Below are 18317 nucleotides of genomic sequence, written 5' to 3'. Positions count from 1 at the left end.
CCGAGCGAGTAAAGTCAGAGCGATGACTGCGCCGCTTGTATCGATCGTGATGCCGGTTTTCGACGACGTGACGACGATCGCCCTCGCACTGGAGAGCGCACTCGCGCAGACTCTCGACGACGTGGAGATCATTTGCGTCGACGATGCATCCACCGACGGTACCGACGCAGTCATCGAGCGCTTCGTTGCGCGAGACGACCGCGTCCGCCTCATCCGCCACGAGAAGAACGCCTCCGCGTTCCAGGCCCGACGCACGGGCGTGCTCGCCGCACGCGCCGAGCACCTCCTCTTCCTGGACGGTGACGACGAACTCGTACCGAGCGCAGCGCAGACGGCGCTCGGTCTCGCCACATCCGCCGACGCTGATCTCGTCGGTTTCGGCGTGACCATCGTGGAAGGCGACGGCCGAACGGGCAATGCCTACGAGCGGCGTCTGCAGCCAATCCACGACGAGTTGCGCGGTGATGACGTACTGCGCGGCCTGTTCCCGATCGACAAGCCGGCGCAGGGGCAGCTCTGGCGGTATCTCTTTCGCACGAGCATTCTGCGTTCGGCCTACGCGATGCTGCCCGAGGACCTCGAGTTGCCGCGCATCAACGATCTTCCGTTGATGTTCCTCGTCGCCGGGCTGGCTATGAGCTACGTCTCCATGGGCGACAAGCTCTACCGTTACCATTTCGGGCGCGGCGGCAGCGGTCACCGTGTGGACTCGATTGAACGGGCCGAGTTCTACGCGTCAGCGATCCGGTCGATCGACAGCATTCGCGGTGCTGTCGACGACCTCGCGACCGCGCATACTGAGGCCGAATTGCTCAGGGCATCATACGAGTCAACGCGGTCGTCGATCATCGGTTATGTCTGCTTCCAACTCGTCGAACGCAGCGACGCGGATGTGCTCGACATGGCGCTGGCCCATCTCATGTCGCTCGCTCCCGCAGAGGACATCATCCGCGCAGCGGCACGCTTCTATCCCGTGACGCTGAAGACACTGAAGTTCCACATGCCGCGTCCGTTGCTGGGCACGCGGCCTGTACGGAACGTTCTGCTCGCGACGTCGAATCTTCGCACCGGCGGCGTTTCGGCCGTCCTGACATCGCAGGCCCGGTACCTCACCGACGCCGGCTATCACGTGACGGTCGTCGCGCGGAGTGCGGGGAGTGAACCTCACGCGGTTCCGGCGGGAGTCGACTTGGTCGAGCTCACCTCTCGCGATCTGCTCGGCAGACTCGCGGAGTGGCGGTCGATCTGCCGAGATCACGACATCGACGTGGTCATCGATCACCAGGTCTTGTACACCCAGTACTGGCCGGAATTCGCCCTCGCCGCACGTGCAGAGGGCGCGTTGACCATCGGTTGGATTCACAACTTCGTCGCGCGCCCCGTGCTCGACGGCACGGATCGTCTCGAGCTGATCGAGGCGTGCAGCAAAACGCTCGCGCACATCACCGTTCTCTCCCCGCTCGACGCCGCCTATTTCCGGCTTCGCGGAATCGAGCACGTCTCGTTCGCGCCGAATCCCCCGTCGCCTCTATTACTCGACAGCCTGTCGCACGCGCCCGAGAAGCAAGCGCCGGGCGAGAAGATCCGGCTGGTGTGGTGGGGCCGGCTGGAGCAGCGGACGAAACAGGTCTACGAGCTGATCGAAGTCGGCGCCCAGTTGCGCGCACAGGGCGCGTCGTTCTCGATCACCGTGATCGGCCCCGACTGGGATGATGTCACTGCGCGGAAGTTCAACGCCCGAGCACGACAACGCGGCGTCGCCGATGCCGTCGTCGCGATCGGCCCTCTGCGCGGTGCTCGACTCGAGGCCGAGATCGATGCAGCGGATGCGTTCGTGACGACAAGCCTGATCGAGGGCTACCAGTTGACGATCGCTGAGGCTCAGGCGCGTGGTCTCCCTGTTTTCATGTATGAGCTGCCGTGGCTCACTCTTGTTCAGGACAATGACGGCATCGTGTCAGTCCCCCAGGGTGACGCGAGCGGCTTGGCGCGCCAGATCGTCCGCTCGACCGGCACGCGAGAGACATATCTTGAGCTCTCCTCGGCCTCGATCGCGAACGCCAGAAGGGTGCTCGATCGTGACTACACGCGCCTGTATGTCGACGTCCTGAACGGCACGCCAGCGCACGAACTCTCACCATCCCCCACGATGGACGATGCACGGATCCTATTGGGACTGTTCTCCTTTTACGCCGCCCGTTCCCACTCCGGCTCTTCGGCCCGACCGTCCGCTGCGCCGGCGGAGTTGGGCATCCGCCTGTGGAGTTGGGCTGCACCGCTCGGCAGGCAGGCACTCCAGAAGCTACCCGGGCTGCGCCCCTTGGCACATCGGGCAAAGGGCTGGCTGCGCGCCCGATAGGCCCTTCAGCCTCACACAGAAACGAATTGCCCCGGTGCATCTCTGCACCGGGGCAAAATCGTCTCAATCCTGTTCGAACGAGGCGGTGAGCAGTGCGCGCCTTCGCGCATACTCACCCTGCAGCTCGGCAGGAATGCGTTCCTGAGCCCACGTCAGCAGGTGCGCTGCGAACTGCTGCCACTCGTCGCGCACGTCACCGTAGTGGTCGAGGTGAGAGATTCGCGAGTGAGTGTCACGCAAAGCCTCGAGCACAGCCATGCGCCGTCCGTCGTTCACGTTGGTCACCTGCTGGCGAACCGCGAACTTCTTGTGAACGCAGACCTCAACGTCGAAAAACTCGATCGCGTTCGCGCTCACAATGCTGTGCCAATGGAACAGGACGTCGTTGTGGACGACAGTCGCGCCGAAGAAGATGTTCGCATCGTGCAGCAGCGTCGTGCGAATGATCCGGTTCCACGGATAGTTGATCAGCCGGACCGCCAAGTTCTCCTTCTCCGGTCCGGTCTTCGCCGATTCCGCCTGCTTCCACAGATCGCGGTCCGCGTCGAACATGCCCCGGGTGCGCCCCTCGTCGACGTAGTCGATCCGGTACTTCACGAAGACGAGATCGGCCGTGGTGGCATCGGCATGCCGAACCGCCGCCGCGAGCGATCGGCTATCGACGTGATCGTCCGCGTCGAGGAAATAGGTGTAACGCCCCGTCGCGAGAGGGATCACCGAGTTCCGTGCACGGCCGGCGCCACGGTTCCCCTGGGCGAACACGTGCACGTTGGGGTGGCGCGACTCGTAGCCCTGCATGACAGCCAGCGAGTCATCCGTCGACCCGTCATCCACGAGCAGCACATTGAAAGTGATGCCGCGCAGTGTGAGCAATGAATCGATGGTCCCGCCGACGAGATCAGCGTTGTTGAACACCGGGATGACGATCGTGAGGTCGACGTCCGGATACGCCGCCTGGTCTTCGGCCATTTTGGTCTTCGTGCGCGGCGACAGCTTCACGCCGGGAGCAGCCGCGACCGACTTCCGATACACCTCGCCAAAACCACGCTTGACGAGTGCCGATGCAACCGGCTGGGTCTGCCGCGTCGCCGTCCAATGCGTGCGGTCGAGGTAGCCGATGAACGCTTCGAAGAGCGCCGTGCGATTGGTTCCCTTGGCGCCGTCCAGGAACCGCATCGTCGTGTTCGCGTGATTCACGAACGCGCCGAGCTTGTACGTCTGGGCGCTCATCGTCTGACCCTCGCGCTCCATGCGGTGGAAGCTCACGACGGTGTCGCACAACACCACGCGCTCGGCTCGAGAGAGCACGAACCAATGCAGCGGGTTGTCCTCGTAGAAGTAGTCCCCCTCGGGGTACAGGATGTCGTGCTCCTGCAGGAACTTGCGTCGATACAGCTTTCGCCACGGGACCGGCGAGAGCCGGAACAGGTCGGGAGTGCTGGCAGCGGAGATCACTTCTCCCACGGGAAGATCGGCCCAGACTGCCCGGTCGTATGACTCCGTACCCGTGGCGTCGTCCGCGGTGAAGGTGCGGAAGTCGCCGATGGCAAGGTCCGCGGCGTTGCTCTGCGCGCTCGCAACGAGCAGTGCGAGACCGTCACGGGTGACATGATCGTCGCTGTCCGCGAAGGCGACGTATGTGCCGAGCGCTGCGCGGATTCCGACATTGCTCGGGATCCCTGCCCCGCCGAGCGTGTTGTGGTCAAGTCCGAAAACTCGAACGCGCTTGTCTTTCTTCCAGTACTTCTCGATGATCGCACGCCCATTGTCCGTCGACGCATCGTCGACGATGATCAGTTCGAGATCGGAGAAGTCCTGGTCGAGCACCGACGAGATGGCGACATCAAGGAAGGGCTCGACGTTGTAGACGGGCATGACCATCGAGACCGTCGGCGTGCTCGTCAGCCGAGAAGTGGCGTGCTGCGGCCCGAACACGATCCGGTCCTTTGCACCACCGCGCGGCGTGATCGTGCGCAGCGCCTTCCACGCGGGCTCGATGACAGCTCCCTGAGCCGCCTTCGATACCCGCTGACCGACAGATGCGATTCGTCCAGGAACCGGCGGCGCAATGTAAATACGGCCACCCGACAAAACCTGTGGCTGCCAATCCCGAGTTCCCGCGGTCGTTGCGGTTGCGTCGAGCGCGAGGGGGAATTCCACTCGCCCAAGCGGGGTCTGAAAGCTGCCGAACAGGCGCCAGCGTGAGCCGGCGAACTTCGCCAAGGTACGGCGCCAGGTCTTCTGCCCGGCCGCGTCGGACGTCGCGGTGAAGTCGCGGCGCCGCACGACACCGCCCTCGACCTCCCGCAGGGCGTAGACATCGGCGAGCGGCGAAGCCGTCCTGCCGTCTATCGTGAGGGTGATTCGCCCGTCCCCCACCTTCGCTTCAGCCACCGACGCGGTCAGATACTTCCGGCTGAAGTCGCTGCTGCTCAAAGTTTCGTCGGAAGAACGGTCAGGAAGCAGCCGAAGCGCCCCGCCCTTGGCGACCCGAACTGCCATGTTGTCCTGGCTGTTCCACATGATGACGTCCGGCGAGACCGGACAAGGCTGCTCGACCAGGTTCCCGCCCCCGGCGTCGACGTCGAGGACGACCTTCCATTCACCGGCCGCCAACTCGCCGGACGGGTCGGCTGTCGCGACCAGCTCTGGCGCGACGACGATCGGCGTGAACGTGACGATCGTCTCGCCGTTGATCAACCGGACGCGTCGGATCCGATCGGGCGAAGAATCGGAGATCATCAACCGGGCACCAGGCGTGTCGAAAGCCACTGCGGTGATCGCGGCGTCTGGCATCTCCGGGAGCGCAATCGCCCACTCCGGCGCTTTGCCGAACCATGCGCTGACAGTTTCGATGACGTCCGAACTGGCGATCGTACGGCCTCGCTCATCTCCGGCACGCGCGTCCTCGACGACAACCACGCGCTTAGCGGCAATGGTTCGGGCCTCCGCGGGGTTACCTTGCGCGGCGCCGGCGTGGCGCACGATAACTGCGTCAGCATGGACTTCGGCGCCGTCAGCGAGAAGCGTGACCTCACCCCGGTTGATCAGGCCCTGCAGGTCGGTCGGGAACTTCGCGTTCGCCCGTGGCCCAAGCATCGAGTACGACTGCACCAGGGCGACGCGCTTCCCCGCTTCGCGTGCGGCACGCAATTCCGCCACAACAGTGCGCAGAAAGTTTCGACGACTCGAGAGTTCCCGTCCGTCCAGCACCACAATGATGTCGAACTCGGTGTTTGAATCGCCTGCCGGCCTGGGCAACGAGCTTCCTGCTCCCGCCTCTGCGAGCTCCACATGCGGGTCCAGCTCTCCGGTCTCGATGAGCTTTGCACGGTGCTGCGTGGACGAAAGAGCAGCAAGCTTCGCAGCAGGTTGCCACACCCCCGGGGCTGTCTCGCTCACATCCGATTCGAGATCCAGAACCAACGGGGCACCCGGGACGAGTGCTTCGACCTTGGTCTTGCTGGCCGCTTCGAGTCTCATTCGGTATTCGATGTCGATGATCGAGCTGAAAGTGTCGAAGTAGCCGATCACGTCCAGCGCGGTGCTCCGATGGAACAGGAGCGTCGAGTCGGATACGTTCAACGTGGCGCCCGCAGCGGTGATGACATCGAATCGCGCCGAAACCGTGAGCGCGTGCACCGTATTCGCGAGTCGCGACGGGTTTGCCACCAGATCGTGGACCTGAGTCTCGAGTCGGTGGGGATGAGCCCACGAAGCGGCGCCCTGCAGTGTGAAGAACTCACCCTTCGCAGACCGGAGCGCCTCGTTACGCAGGTCACGTGCGTCAACGGCCTTTCCGTCGACGGAGATCAGCCGAATTCGGGCATCCGATGCGGCGAGCTTCTTGAGCGCGGCGCTCTGCGCGGCGCCTACCAACAGCAGCTCCCAGTTCTGATACGTCTGCGCCAGAATCGACCGCACAGAAGTGAGCAGTGCGTCGTCGGCGCGTTCGTAGATCACCGCAACGCTGACCAGGGCCCCGTCTGTCGCCTGATGCTGAGCCGTCGCCCGAAGACCCGAGAAGGACGGCTCAGCGCCGACCAGCTCGACACTTTCGATGGCCAACCGGCGATAGGGCTCGTTCATGCGGGCCAACATCGCCTCGACTGAGCCCCCTACGTCAGGGTGCTCCAACTGCACGGACACAGCATGCGTCAGCCATGTGTCCTTCTCGAACAACGTCGATGCCGACCGTGCTTGATCGATCAGGCCGTTCTGAATAAGAAGCACGGCCAAGGAGCTCTGGTGTCCCTTGCCCAAGGATTCCCCATTGACGAACCGCTCGGCGATCACGCGAAGAAGCGCTGTCTCGGCCTCGCGATCGATCCCGCGTTCATGGAGCGTGTCGACGATCGCGAACAATTTATTGAGCGAGATAGCGTCGAGGGGCGATCGACGCTTGCCATCGGTCGTTGTGCCGTCCAGAGCCGCGGAGCGCAATGATGCCCAGTCGTGACCGAATTGTGTGGCCCTACCCACGAGGAGGTCGAGCGCCCACTGCGAGCGGGTTCTGGCGCCGAATACTTCGAGCGTGCGATCTTCCCACGCGTCGTTGCGCAAGACGGACAGCCGTTCGTGCCGTGGTGCGTCGCTGGCGACGAGCGCGAGGGAAGGGACCCCAAAGGATGCCCCCGTACTTGACGTTGTCTCGGTCGAGGCCCATGCCGGGATCTCTTCGACTGCCGACGTCGGTTCCTCGCCGTTCGCGAGCCGGACCAGGAAGTCGTTAGTGTGCCAACGCCGCGCAGTCGCAGCATCCCCCGAGCGAATCATATGCTCGATCTTACGGGTTTGGCCCGGCGCGCCCGAACAGGTGACGTACTGTACGTTGTCCGTGCACCCACGTGAGATTGCAGGAAAATGACTGGCAACGAGACCCCGGACGACGAGCAGGATTTCGCAGAAGAACTTGCGATCGCGCGGCGACAACGAGACGCCGCTATGACGCGCCTGCGACACCTTGAGGAATCACCGTCATACAGAATCGGGCGAGCCGCGACTTGGCTACCGCGCATGCTCAAGTCGGCTCGCGGCGATTCACCCCGCCGCGCTAAGTCGTCTGCAGGCGCTGCGATGCCGTCCCCGAACGGCGAGAGCGTTCCGATTCCACACCCTGTTCGCACATGGACACCTATGCCGCTCGTCGAGGCTCCCGACGTGAGCGTTGTGATTCCGGTCTACAACTCGGAGGCATGGCTCGAGGATTGCCTGTCCAGCGTTCTTGCGCAGACCGGAGTCGCGCTGGAACTCATCTGCGTGGACGATGGCTCGACGGATGGATCGGCGAGCATCCTTCAGCACACCGCAGAGAAGGATGAGCGCCTGCGGATCATCACGCAGCCCAACAGCGGTCAGTCGGTCGGACGCAACAGAGGTTTGGATGAGGCGGCCGGGCGGTATGTGATCTACCTCGACAGCGATGACTTCTGGCAGGACGACATGCTTTCCGTGCTGGTCGAGCACGCTGACTCGTCGAGCCTGGATCTCCTGCTCTTCGACTCCTTCGCGTTCCGCGATGGTGAAGTGGCAAGCTCCACATGGGAGCGGTACGCGACCTATTACCAGCGGTCACAGGAGTATCGGGACGTGCGATCCGGCGTCCAGATGCTCGCGGATATGCGCCACCGGCGAGATTACCGCCCACACGTGGGGCTGTATCTCGCACGTACTGAGTTCGTTCGCGATGTCGGCACCAGGTTCGTTCCGGACATCGTGCACCAGGACAACCCGTACACGTTCTCTTTGCTTCTTCACGCGGATCATGTTGCCCATGTCCGGCTGGACTTCTACGCGCGTCGCATTCGTCCCGGTTCCACGATCACAGGGCTCGATGACGTCCGCTCGGCGAAGGGCTACTACCTCAGTTATCTGGCGATGATGCGAGATCTGGGATCTAGGGATCTGCCCCCAGACGTCTCCGACCTCGTCGCTGATGTCGTGCACGGGGTCTTCCAGGGCGCACAGCAGAAGATCACTTACCTGCCCATCGAGGAAGTCGACGCGTTGGCCGCGCTCGACCGCAGAATGGACGCGCAACTTGTGATGCGGGCGCTGCGGCCATCTCGGCCACGTTCGCGCTGAGAATCTTTCTAGGGACGCTTCAAGGGATCAGTTCAAGCAGTTCTCGGGACTGCGTCTTCAGTTCTTGAAGCCTCGACTCATCGTCTGGAGTCCACCGCGCGGTCTCCAACGATGCGATCAGGCGCCGCACGTCCTCCAGAGTTGCAGTTCGCAGATCCACTGCTCGTTCGGGGTGGCCGATCTGCTCATAGAAGCGACGTGTCTTCTCCCTGACATAGAGTGAGAAAGACGGAATCCGCTGTGAATAAGCGGTGATCGCGAGGTGCAAGTGGGACGTCATGAGCACGTCGAGACCGGCGAGTCTCGGCAAGAATTCCTTCAGCCGTGCGTAGCGCAAGAGCTCGCAATCCGGAGCGGCTTCGGCCAATTGCGAGCGATGACGCCCGTTGCTGACCAGCACGACGTTTCGCACGTTGTCATTCGCGAATCCGACCACAGCAGCTTGGATCGCATCAAGATTCGGGTTCTCCCTCATGTCCTCGAAAAGAGAGATGTCGAACTGAAGCCCGATCGTTCGTCCACGGGCGCGACGACGCCGGAACCGCAGATAATCCGAGGTCAGCAGTGCCAGGTCAGCCCCTGCGACGATCTTGTTATCGTCGACGCCGAGTCCTCTCAAATGCTCGTATGACTCCAGGTCCCGAACACCGACACGATGTGCGATCTCCGACACCTCGAGCGCCAGACGACGCGACTTGTCGCGCAGCCATGGACCCGCCCCGACCCCGGTGATCACGAGAGGCTGAGTCGTCAGCACCCCCTGGGCTACAGCCCGCGAGATGATCTCCAGGTAGGAAGCCCCAGGTTTGGCTCCCGCAGTATCCGACATGATGCCGCCACCACCGAGTACGACCAGATCCGAGGCCTCGAAGAGCCCGTCATAGGACTCCGCGTGCTGTGTTTCCAACCAGCGTGCGTTATCCGCAGAGAGCCTGGGAATCGAGACGCTGTACCCGTGCGCCTGCAGGTGCTTTGCGATCACGGCGCCGATCAGGTCATCGCCGAAGTTGTGCACCCGGTATGGGCCCACGATCAGCGCCTGCTTGTCGCTCTTCCTCGTTCGATGCGCTCCACCCCAGAGCGGACGGATCATGCGAGCTGGTTGTTCCACATGGACAGGGCGGAGCCGATGGCCATGTGCATGTCGAGGTACTGGTACGTCCCCAGGCGTCCGCCGAAGTACACGTCCTTCTCGCCCTTCGCGAGCTCACGGTACGCGAGCAGCCCGGCACGGTCATCCGCGGTGTTCACCGGGTAGTACGGCTCGTCGGTGCGCTCCGCGAACCGGGAGAACTCCCGCATGATCACGGTACGGTCCTGCGCGAAGATGTCCTTGCGCTCCGGGTGGAAGTGCTTGAACTCGTGGATCCGCGTGAACGGGACATCCATGTCCGGGTAGTTCATCACACTCGTGCCCTGGAAATCACCGATCTCGAGGACCTCCTCCTCGAAGTCCAGCGTCCGCCAGCTCAACGCCCCCTCGGTGTACTCGAAATACCGGTCCACCGGACCGGTGTACACGATCGGGACCCGACCGACCATCGCCTTCTTGTTCAACGGCTGCGACTCGTCGAAGAAGTCCACATTCAGGCGCACCTCGATGTTCGGGTGATCCGCCATCCGCTCCAACCACGCCGTGTACCCGTCCGTGGGCAGACCCTCCCACGTGTCATTGAAGTACCGGTTGTCATACGTGTACCGCACCGGCAACCGGCTGATGATGTCCCCGGACAGCTTGTGCGGGTCCGTCTGCCACTGCTTCGCCGTGTAATCACGGAAGAACGCCTCGAACAACGGACGCCCCACCAGCGCGATGCCCTTCTCCTCGAAGTTCGCCGCCGTCGCGGCATCGAACTCCCCCGCCTGCTCCCGCACCAGCGCCCGCGCCTCGGCCGGCGAATACGCCGCCTGGAAGAACTGATTGATCGTGCCCAGATTCACCGGCATCGGGAACACCACGCTCTTGTGATTCGTGTACACCCGGTGCACATAACCCGTGAACGACGTGAACCGGTTCACGTACTCCCACACCGTCGCGTTCGACGTGTGGAACAGATGCGCCCCATACCGGTGCACCTCGATCCCCGTCGACGGCTCCGCCTCACTGTACGCATTCCCACCGATGTGATGACGACGATCGATGACAGTGACCTTACGACCCGCAGCAGCAGCACGCTCGGCAATAGTGAGGCCGAAGAAACCCGACCCGACGACAAGGAGATCCATACCACCATCGTATCCACCAGCGGCGTGCGCCCCACACACGCGACCAGCGGTGACGTCCTCGTCAGTCAGCCCACGTCATCGTCTCGGGAAGGATGTGCTGGCGGACCGACGACGTGTTCCGATAGTCATCCCAGATCCGCTGGCTGAGATCCTTGAGGTAGGCGACAGCCTGGTCGCGAAGTTGGTTGACCTTTTCCATGGGAACGTCGGGAACACCATCCTCAAGCACCTTGAGCAGCTGAGGATCGGTGGGTTCCACTACCAGCTCCTCCCGTCCGATCGATGCCATGAACGCGCGGATCTTGGCGACAGGGTGGACGCACACAGTCGGCACACCGTACATGGTCGCGACGATCGTTGTGTGCAACTTCATGCTCAGCAGGAGCGAGCATTCGCCAAGTGCGCGCGTTATGTCGTCGAGATGATTCGAATGGAAGACTTCTTTGCCCTCAACCCTGAGATGCTCCGAATTCTCAAGATCACGCCTTCCATGGTCCTCAACACCCCCGATGATGTGACGGACACGCCAGCCCTTCGCGATGTATGCTGCCGCGATCTCCTCGAGTTGTCGATAATCCTTCGGATCTCTGATGTATCTGGTGACGATACCGAGGATGGGCTTTCCCTCATCTCGCTCGACCGGCAGGAGCGGGAGAGCACAGACGAGGTCGGCGTGCGTTGCGACGTTCCCCTGAGGATTTATGTGCTCCGTGATCCACTGAGCCGAACTAGGGTCCCGGGTCGAGATGGAGCGCACGTTCGGGTCCGTCAGGAAGTCGTTCCATTGCTCGACTGCAGAGGAATCAATGTCGGGCCGGTCGTTCTCGACACCGATCCCAACGACGTGCACGGGGCGTCGAAGATACATGGGATTGATGAAATCGGGATCAATCTGCGCCCGATACGGGCACAGCAAGTCGCCTCCGCCGAGAATAACGGCATCCAAGATATCGACTTGGGTGGTGCGGATCTCACGAAAATACCAGGGCCGATGAATGCCGGTGAGGAGTGTCAAGTCTGCCCATTGCCCGAGCCAGTGTTCATATACACGAACGAAGAGTTCATCGCCGTAGTTGCCTCGAGCCAACGATCCAGTGATGCCCACTCGAGGCTTCAGCAATCCCCGCAGTTCGGTCTCGAGGTTGTGCTTTGACGGCCCGCTCTCCGTGTCGTGGTCGATGATGTCGCTCCCGACACTGCGTCGAAAGATCATGATCTCCGGCCCCTCCGATCAACATATAGGCGCTGCCGCCGCCCGAAACCATGACCTTCATCCGCGGCAACGGCGCCGAGACTTACGCAATACATTGCGTTGTCCGAGATAGAACGACCACTGTCGCGACCTCGGGTGATCCACAGGGTAACAGGCTCTTCAGCACCATCGCGTGCCGGTCCGTCACCTTTTCTAACGTCTCCGTTACGGCCGAGGCCGGCCGAGGATCTTACTGCCCGCTGACGTCAACCAGGTCACGTGGGTCGATGCTCCATTGCTCGCGCAACTGTGCATAACGGTCGAAGTACTTGCGCAGGTTCTCTTCGGTCTTGGCCCCGCCATGGTTGAAGAAATGGGGACCGACCAGCCAGTCCCGGGAGATCGGCTTGAGCGAATAAGGTGACATCGCGACCCAATACGAAACAAGTGACTGATCGTATACCGGCCAGCGCACCATCTTTCCGTACTTGCTCCAATGACGCCCTCGGTCCACCTGCATGTCCTCGACGCTGAGCACGCCCCGAAGATACTGACGGAACTCGCGCGACATCATCATGATTGCGCCGTTCACGTAGCTCTTGAGGTAGCGGGTAGGGTTCGGGAACTCGTCCTTCAACCACCCTTCTTGGAGACGCAACTTATCTTGAGCGTGGTTCTGATTGTTGCCAGCAATGATCGCGCCCGCGTACGTCTCGAAGATGCTCGGCGCGGTCGGAGCAATCAAGATGTCAGTGTCCAAATACAAGATGTAGTCGTAGTGATCATACGACTCGTCGAGGAGTTGGAAGCGTTCGATGGCGGGGCCGCCGTGGTATCCATTCCCCCACCAGCGTGCGTGAGACGCGAGCTGATATTCAGCACCGTGTTCCATCGCGTAGAGCGACGCGAGTTCGGCGGATGCCATCGCCATCCTCTTACGGTTGGGACCGTCATAGCCGCGTGTGGTGTCGATGTGGAACTGCCAGACGAGATTTGTCATGCTATTTCACGCTCAGTTCTTGCTACTGGTCAGGGTTGCATCTGAAGCGAGCCGCGCGGCAGCAATCTCCAGGTCGGACTGTACTTCCGCCGCGTGGATGCGCCGAACCTCTTCGGGAGTCGCACCGGCGAGAATTCCATCGAGCACGGTGCGCACGATCTCGGAAATGCGAGTCCGGATCTCATGTCGCGGCGGCGCGTCCGTTCCGATGAGACCGTCGAATCGTCGGTCGTTCGGATCGCTTGGCTCCCACTGGACCTTCACGCCACAAGATTCGGCAGGAAGGAATGCGTGCAGGCGTCCCGTCACTACCTCAGAGTAGTCATTCCGGTAAGCATCGATCCGCTCATAGGCCTGCGTGAGCGATTCCGCGAGCGGACGCTTCCGCAGACGGTCGTCAAGATTCTTGAGCCGAACGACATTCTGAGCATCCGTAGGCGGCTCGACGTCGACGTAGGCGATGGGATTTGAAGGATTCGGTTCGGCCGTCGGGAAGAGCGATCCGATCGTCGTCGTGACACAGCCAGAGAAGTATGCCGGGATCCCTCTATCGGTCAGCAAACGGACCGTGTGCCAGTCTCGACATCCAACAGGTGCATGCTCCTTGAGGTACTCAACCGCCGCCGCGGTCAGGAAGCGCGGGTGACTTATGTGGAAGGAGATGAAGACGGGATTGAGATTCGGGTGGAGTGGAATCTGCTCGCCAGCACCGTAGATACGCTTCATGAACCACCCGAAAACGAACGCCCAGGTGTTCTCTGGCAGTGCATCGTAGAGTGTCGCATCTCGGTTGAACTCGACAAGATGCACCTGTGCGCTCGGCCCGCTGATCTGATTCTCTCGAGGGATTGCCTGCTTGGCGCTCGTGAAGGCACCGACCAGATCCTCTCGGCCTGTGAGTTCTACATCAGGCCGACGAATGAGGTGCGACATCAGCGACATCGTCTGCACCCAGTCCCCAATGTTCCGAGACGTTTGACTGTTATCGGGCGTGAGGTACCCCATGACTCCGAACGCGATTTCGTTCGACCCGATGGTCGGAGTGTCTCCTGGGAGCGCGTTCGCTCCAAGCCAAGACGCAAGCGACAGCAACTTAGCGCGCTGAGGAGCGGGCCAATCGTCACGCGCCACCAGTCGCTGATAGAGCGGCGCTGCCATCGGCGACCTCACTGCAACGAGATTGGCGAGAGTCGCGATCCACGCGTCGTAGACAGTGTCTGGTAGGGATTCGGTGCTCACAGATCGATCCTGCCATAGTCAAGCATGCGCCGTGACCGGCGAGAGTCGCCTTTGGCTCGGTCTGAGCTCGACTCTACCGCGACAAGATCCGAGTGATCGCGTCGAGCGTTGCGAGAACTGGCTCTTAGGAAGTATCGCTTCAGCTGGCCCTCCGCTAGTATCGCGAAAGTGCCTCCAGTGACTGAAGACCCCTACTCCCGCAACGAGATCTGGTACGGCTCAAGCCGCGTTCTCAGCTCCTCTGACCTCCCGGACGGGGTAGTCATCAATTTTCACGCGCGCTCGTCCGGCAACTCAGTACATCTTGCGGAGGGCGCGCGCTATCACAACGTAGTCGTGGACCTTGGTTCCGCCATCGACTGTGTGATTACGATCGGGAAGATTCGCGTACAGTTCGGCGGCGTCCGCATCTCGTTCGTGTCGAACGCGGGCCGGTGCTCAACCGGCACGTTCGTCAAGATCGGCGACGACTGCGTCTTCAACGGCGCCATGCATATCATCGGCCCACTCACCGCTGAGGTTGGCGTAAGCATCGGTCGCGATTGCCTCTTCGCGTCGGGGATCTCTGTCCGTGGCTCCAGTCATCATGGACTTTGGGATCTGGAAACGGGATCACTCCTCAACCCGGAGGTCGGGATCGACATCGGGGACCACGTGTGGATCGGGGACCAGGCCGTGGTACTCAACAAGGCACGAATCCCGAACGGATCGGTAGTGGCAGCGCGCAGTATCGTCAACAAGCCCTTCACTGAGGCCCACTCGTTGCTCGCGGGGGCGCCCGCGGCAGCGCGTCGGAGCGGCGTGGATTGGACCCACGAGTTCCCGCTCGACAATGGCGCAGCACCTCGCGTAGCGCCGCAACGCTGAGATGACCAAGACAACGCTGACAGGACCAAGACAAGGCGTTGCCGCGTTTGATCGGGTGAAGCCTGCTCGAGCCTGAGGTCCACAATCAGCGCACACGGCACTACCGATGTCACCTCGAGCAGCACGGACGTGCATACCGGACGGCGCTTTGCGCTCACCTCACGGCCTGGTCGAAACAGGATCGCCAGGGTCACAGTGGAAGCCGCCCGCGGTGATATGTTCGTCCGGTTGAGAATGGAGATCCGTCATGAGCCCAGCAGCGGCCACCTCCCCGTTTCCGATCTACTACCTCGGAGACAGCCATGTCCGCTACTTCAGGAGGGCCGCCCAGCACGGGCTGCTTGCGCATGGCGAGCTCACTGGACTCGAGGTTGGCGGCGCTACTGCCGTTGGGATGCGGAATCCGAACGCAAAAACCAACGCGATCGGGCGTTATCGAGAGTGGATCAGCGACAAGCCTCGCGACGCAATCGTCGTGATACATCTCGGAGAGGTCGACTGCGGATTTGTCATCTGGTATCGGGCCGCAAAGTACGACGAACGTGTGCAGGCTCAGGCGCGGCAGTCGGTCGAGGCGTACTTTGAGTTCGTCGATGAGCTTATTGCTGCGGGCTTTCGGCGTATCGTGATCACCGGCGCCACTCTGCCGACTATCTCTGACGATGATCTGGTCGGCGAGGTCGTCCAGAAGCGCTCCTCGATCACCGCGACGCAGCGGGAACGAACTGACCTGACGATGCAATACAACCGGGCGCTCGCAAGCGAGGCGCAACGGCGCAACCTTCCCTTCGTCGACATCGCCAGCGACATCATTGACCCGGTCGCGGGCGTCGTGAAGGCGCGACTGCGCAACCGCAATCCCGAGGACCATCACATGGACCTCGATATCGCGGGCGTCCACTGGGCACGCCACCTGCGGCCAGTGCTTGCCGAGTATCACGGCCTCACCCCGGAACCGCGCGGCTGGCAGTGCGTTCGCGATTCGTACGCCAAGGCGCTCCCCGTGCACTCACGCCTTCTGTCATCTGACATGCTCCAAGCCATTAAGATCGGCGATCAGATAGAGGCAGATCTCGTGGGAGAGTTCGGGGAGTATCTGCTCGTCGAGAACTTGGCTGTCAACGGAAGCGACTTCCCATTGCTTTCGCTACTGCACAAAGCCCACCTCAAGGACGCAGTCTGACCTGACGTTCCCTTCGAGTATTCGTCAAGCTCGTCTGCGGCTCTCGGATCTCCTGGCGAGCACCAAGGCGAAGTGGACGATGCCTCCGGGCTCCTGCCGCGAGCCCGGTACTTCATTCACACCGAGATCCGCTGCGTCGGGGCATCCGGCGAAGCCCAGAAGTCGGCATCCAGCACCCGCGTCACAGGGTCGGGCTCGACGTAGACCGGCTCCGGCTGGGCAGACCACGCCTGGGCCGGCTGCGGCTTGCGTGCCGCGGCGCGCGCCGCGTTCTGACGCTGCAGCTCGGCGGCCGCGCGGCGGCGCTCCCAGAGCTCGCGCTCGATCATCGTGCGGTCGCGCACGTGGATCATGGCGCGGATGATCATCGCGAGCAGCAGGCCGAGGAACCCGCCGATCGAGTTCGCCATGACGTCGTAGAACGTCGAGACGCGGCTCTCCAGAGCGAAGCCCTGGGTGAGCTCGATGCCGGCCGAGAACGCCGGCAGCAGGAACAGGGCGACCCACCACGCCTTGCGCGCCAGTGCGAGGCCCAGCAGGAACCCGAGCGGGACGAACATGGCGATGTTCGCGGTGAACTCGAGCTTGTCGTAGCCGAACGTCTCGGGGATGCCGAGGTTGTGCAACGCACGCAGCACGCGTGAAGCGATGCTGTCGAACTCCAGGTCCTGCGGACTCGGCCACATCGTCACCAGCAGCACGAACGCCGTGTAGATGATGAGCAGCAGGGTCGAGACCCAGAGGCGCGCGTAACTGCGCGGCGGCGGTGGGCCGACGTAGATCTCGCTCATGGGGCTCCCTTGATGGTCGGAAGCCAAGGGTATCGACAGCATCCCGAGAATCCCCCGGGCAAACGACAGCGGGGCCGAACCCGAAGGCCCGACCCCGCTGAGAAGTAAGAAGTACTTACTTGATGATCTTCGTGACCGTACCGGCACCCACGGTGCGTCCACCCTCACGGATGGCGAAGCCGAGGCCCTCTTCCATGGCGATCGGCTGGATCAGCGCGACCGTCATGTCGGTGGTGTCGCCGGGCATGACCATCTCGGTGCCCTCGGGCAGCGTGATGACGCCGGTGACGTCGGTGGTACGGAAGTAGAACTGCGGGCGGTAGTTCGTGTAGAACGGGTTGTGACGCCCACCCTCGTCCTTGGACAGGATGTACGCGGTGCCCTCGAAGTCGGTGTGCGGCGTAACCGAACCCGGCTTGACGACGACCTGGCCGCGCTCGACGTCCTCACGCTTGAGGCCACGGAGCAGCAGACCGCAGTTCTCGCCGGCCCACGCCTCGTCGAGCTGCTTGTGGAACATCTCGATACCCGTGACCGTGGTCTTCTGCGTCGGGCGGATGCCGACGATCTCGACCTCGGAGTTGATGGCCAGCGTGCCACGCTCGGCGCGACCCGTGACGACGGTTCCACGACCGGTGATCGTGAAGACATCCTCGACGGGCATCAGGAACGGCTTGTCCTTGTCGCGCACCGGGTCGGGAACGTTCGCGTCGACGGCCTCCATGAGGTCGAGGATCGACTGGACCCACTTCTCGTCGCCCTCGAGAGCCTTCAGGCCCGAGACGCGAACGACAGGAGCGTCCTCAGCGAAGCCCTGCGAGGCGAGCAGCTCGGAGACCTCGAGCTCGACGAGCTCCAGGATCTCCTCGTCGTCGACCATGTCGCTCTTGTTCAGCGCGACGAGCAGGTACGGCACGCCGACCTGCTTGGCGAGCAGAACGTGCTCACGCGTCTGAGCCATCGGACCGTCGGTCGCGGCGACCACGAGGATCGCGCCGTCCATCTGAGCGGCACCGGTGATCATGTTCTTGATGTAGTCAGCGTGACCCGGGGCGTCGACGTGCGCGTAGTGGCGCTTCGGCGTCTCGTACTCGACGTGCGAGATGTTGATCGTGATACCGCGCTGACGCTCTTCGGGAGCGGAGTCGATCGACGCGAAGTCGCGCTGAACGTTGGTCGCCGACGGGTACTTGTCAGCAAGAACCTTCGAGATCGCTGCGGTGAGCGTGGTCTTGCCGTGGTCGACGTGACCGATCGTTCCGATGTTCACGTGCGGCTTGGTCCGCTCGAACTTGGCCTTGGCCACTGGGTCCTCCTCAGGACGTTCGTGTAGGGGTTGTCGGGCACTGGATTGTGACCGGTTCCCTACGGGGTTT

12 protein-coding genes are annotated in these 18317 nt (G+C 62.4%); 4 read left to right on the top strand and 8 right to left on the bottom strand.

All coding sequences use genetic code 11. The annotated features are described in order from the left end of the window. Positions 1–22: 22 nt before the first annotated feature. Positions 23–2359: a glycosyltransferase gene (locus tag ACI7YT_RS03880; protein WP_406249175.1), complete on the top strand. Its 2337-nt coding sequence runs from the start codon at positions 23–25 to the stop codon at positions 2357–2359. A gap of 63 nt (positions 2360–2422) precedes the next feature. On the opposite strand, the gene ACI7YT_RS03875 is transcribed toward ACI7YT_RS03880, so the two are convergent. Continuing rightward, entirely contained in the window at positions 2423–7321 is a 4899-nt protein-coding gene (locus ACI7YT_RS03875) for a glycosyltransferase (RefSeq protein ID WP_406249174.1), read from the bottom strand. A gap of 198 nt (positions 7322–7519) precedes the next feature. On the opposite strand from ACI7YT_RS03875, the gene ACI7YT_RS03870 reads away from it, so the two are divergent. Then, positions 7520–8443, top strand: coding sequence for a glycosyltransferase (locus tag ACI7YT_RS03870; protein ID WP_406249173.1), 924 nt, complete (start codon positions 7520–7522; stop codon positions 8441–8443). 19 nt (positions 8444–8462) lie between these two features. Here ACI7YT_RS03870 and ACI7YT_RS03865 read toward each other — a convergent pair whose 3' ends face one another. The 5 genes from ACI7YT_RS03865 to ACI7YT_RS03845 all read right to left on the bottom strand — a co-directional run bounded on the left by ACI7YT_RS03865 (position 8463) and on the right by ACI7YT_RS03845 (position 14100). After that, entirely contained in the window at positions 8463–9536 is a 1074-nt protein-coding gene (locus ACI7YT_RS03865; protein ID WP_406249172.1) for a polysaccharide pyruvyl transferase family protein, read from the bottom strand. Beyond that, the gene (gene glf / locus ACI7YT_RS03860; RefSeq protein ID WP_406249171.1) at positions 9533–10669 is read right to left on the bottom strand and encodes a UDP-galactopyranose mutase; all 1137 of its coding nucleotides are present in this window, start codon (positions 10667–10669) and stop codon (positions 9533–9535) included. Before glf ends, ACI7YT_RS03865 begins: the two co-directional genes overlap by 4 nt. Before the next feature lie 61 nt (positions 10670–10730). Further along, positions 10731–11882, bottom strand: a complete 1152-nt coding sequence (locus ACI7YT_RS03855; RefSeq protein ID WP_406249170.1) for a polysaccharide pyruvyl transferase family protein — start codon at positions 11880–11882, stop codon at positions 10731–10733. Between the two features lie 229 nt (positions 11883–12111). Next, a complete protein-coding gene (locus tag ACI7YT_RS03850; protein WP_406249169.1) occupies positions 12112–12861 on the bottom strand; it encodes a hypothetical protein in 750 nt (249 codons plus the stop codon). A 12-nt stretch (positions 12862–12873) separates the two neighbouring features. Further along, a complete protein-coding gene (locus ACI7YT_RS03845; RefSeq protein ID WP_406249168.1) occupies positions 12874–14100 on the bottom strand; it encodes a hypothetical protein in 1227 nt (408 codons plus the stop codon). Between the two features lie 177 nt (positions 14101–14277). Between ACI7YT_RS03845 and ACI7YT_RS03840 the strand changes: the two genes are divergently transcribed. Both ACI7YT_RS03840 and ACI7YT_RS03835 read left to right on the top strand, forming a co-directional pair. Further along, complete coding sequence (locus ACI7YT_RS03840) at positions 14278–14967, top strand: hypothetical protein (RefSeq protein WP_406249167.1); 690 nt, start codon at positions 14278–14280, stop codon at positions 14965–14967. Between the two features lie 247 nt (positions 14968–15214). Next, entirely contained in the window at positions 15215–16150 is a 936-nt protein-coding gene (locus ACI7YT_RS03835; RefSeq protein ID WP_406249166.1) for a hypothetical protein, read from the top strand. Between the two features lie 116 nt (positions 16151–16266). Here ACI7YT_RS03835 and ACI7YT_RS03830 read toward each other — a convergent pair whose 3' ends face one another. Beyond that, a complete protein-coding gene (locus ACI7YT_RS03830) occupies positions 16267–16941 on the bottom strand; it encodes a VanZ family protein (RefSeq protein WP_406249165.1) in 675 nt (224 codons plus the stop codon). Between the two features lie 115 nt (positions 16942–17056). Next, entirely contained in the window at positions 17057–18247 is a 1191-nt protein-coding gene (gene tuf, locus ACI7YT_RS03825) for an elongation factor Tu (RefSeq protein WP_406249164.1), read from the bottom strand. Positions 18248–18317 lie beyond the last annotated feature (70 nt).

It is taken from the genome of Microbacterium sp. M (assembly GCF_045181065.1).
Classification (GTDB): Bacteria; Actinomycetota; Actinomycetes; order Actinomycetales; family Microbacteriaceae; genus Microbacterium.
The sequence above is the reverse complement of the archived record's forward strand: the minus strand, read 5'-3'. Positions and strand labels throughout refer to the sequence as shown.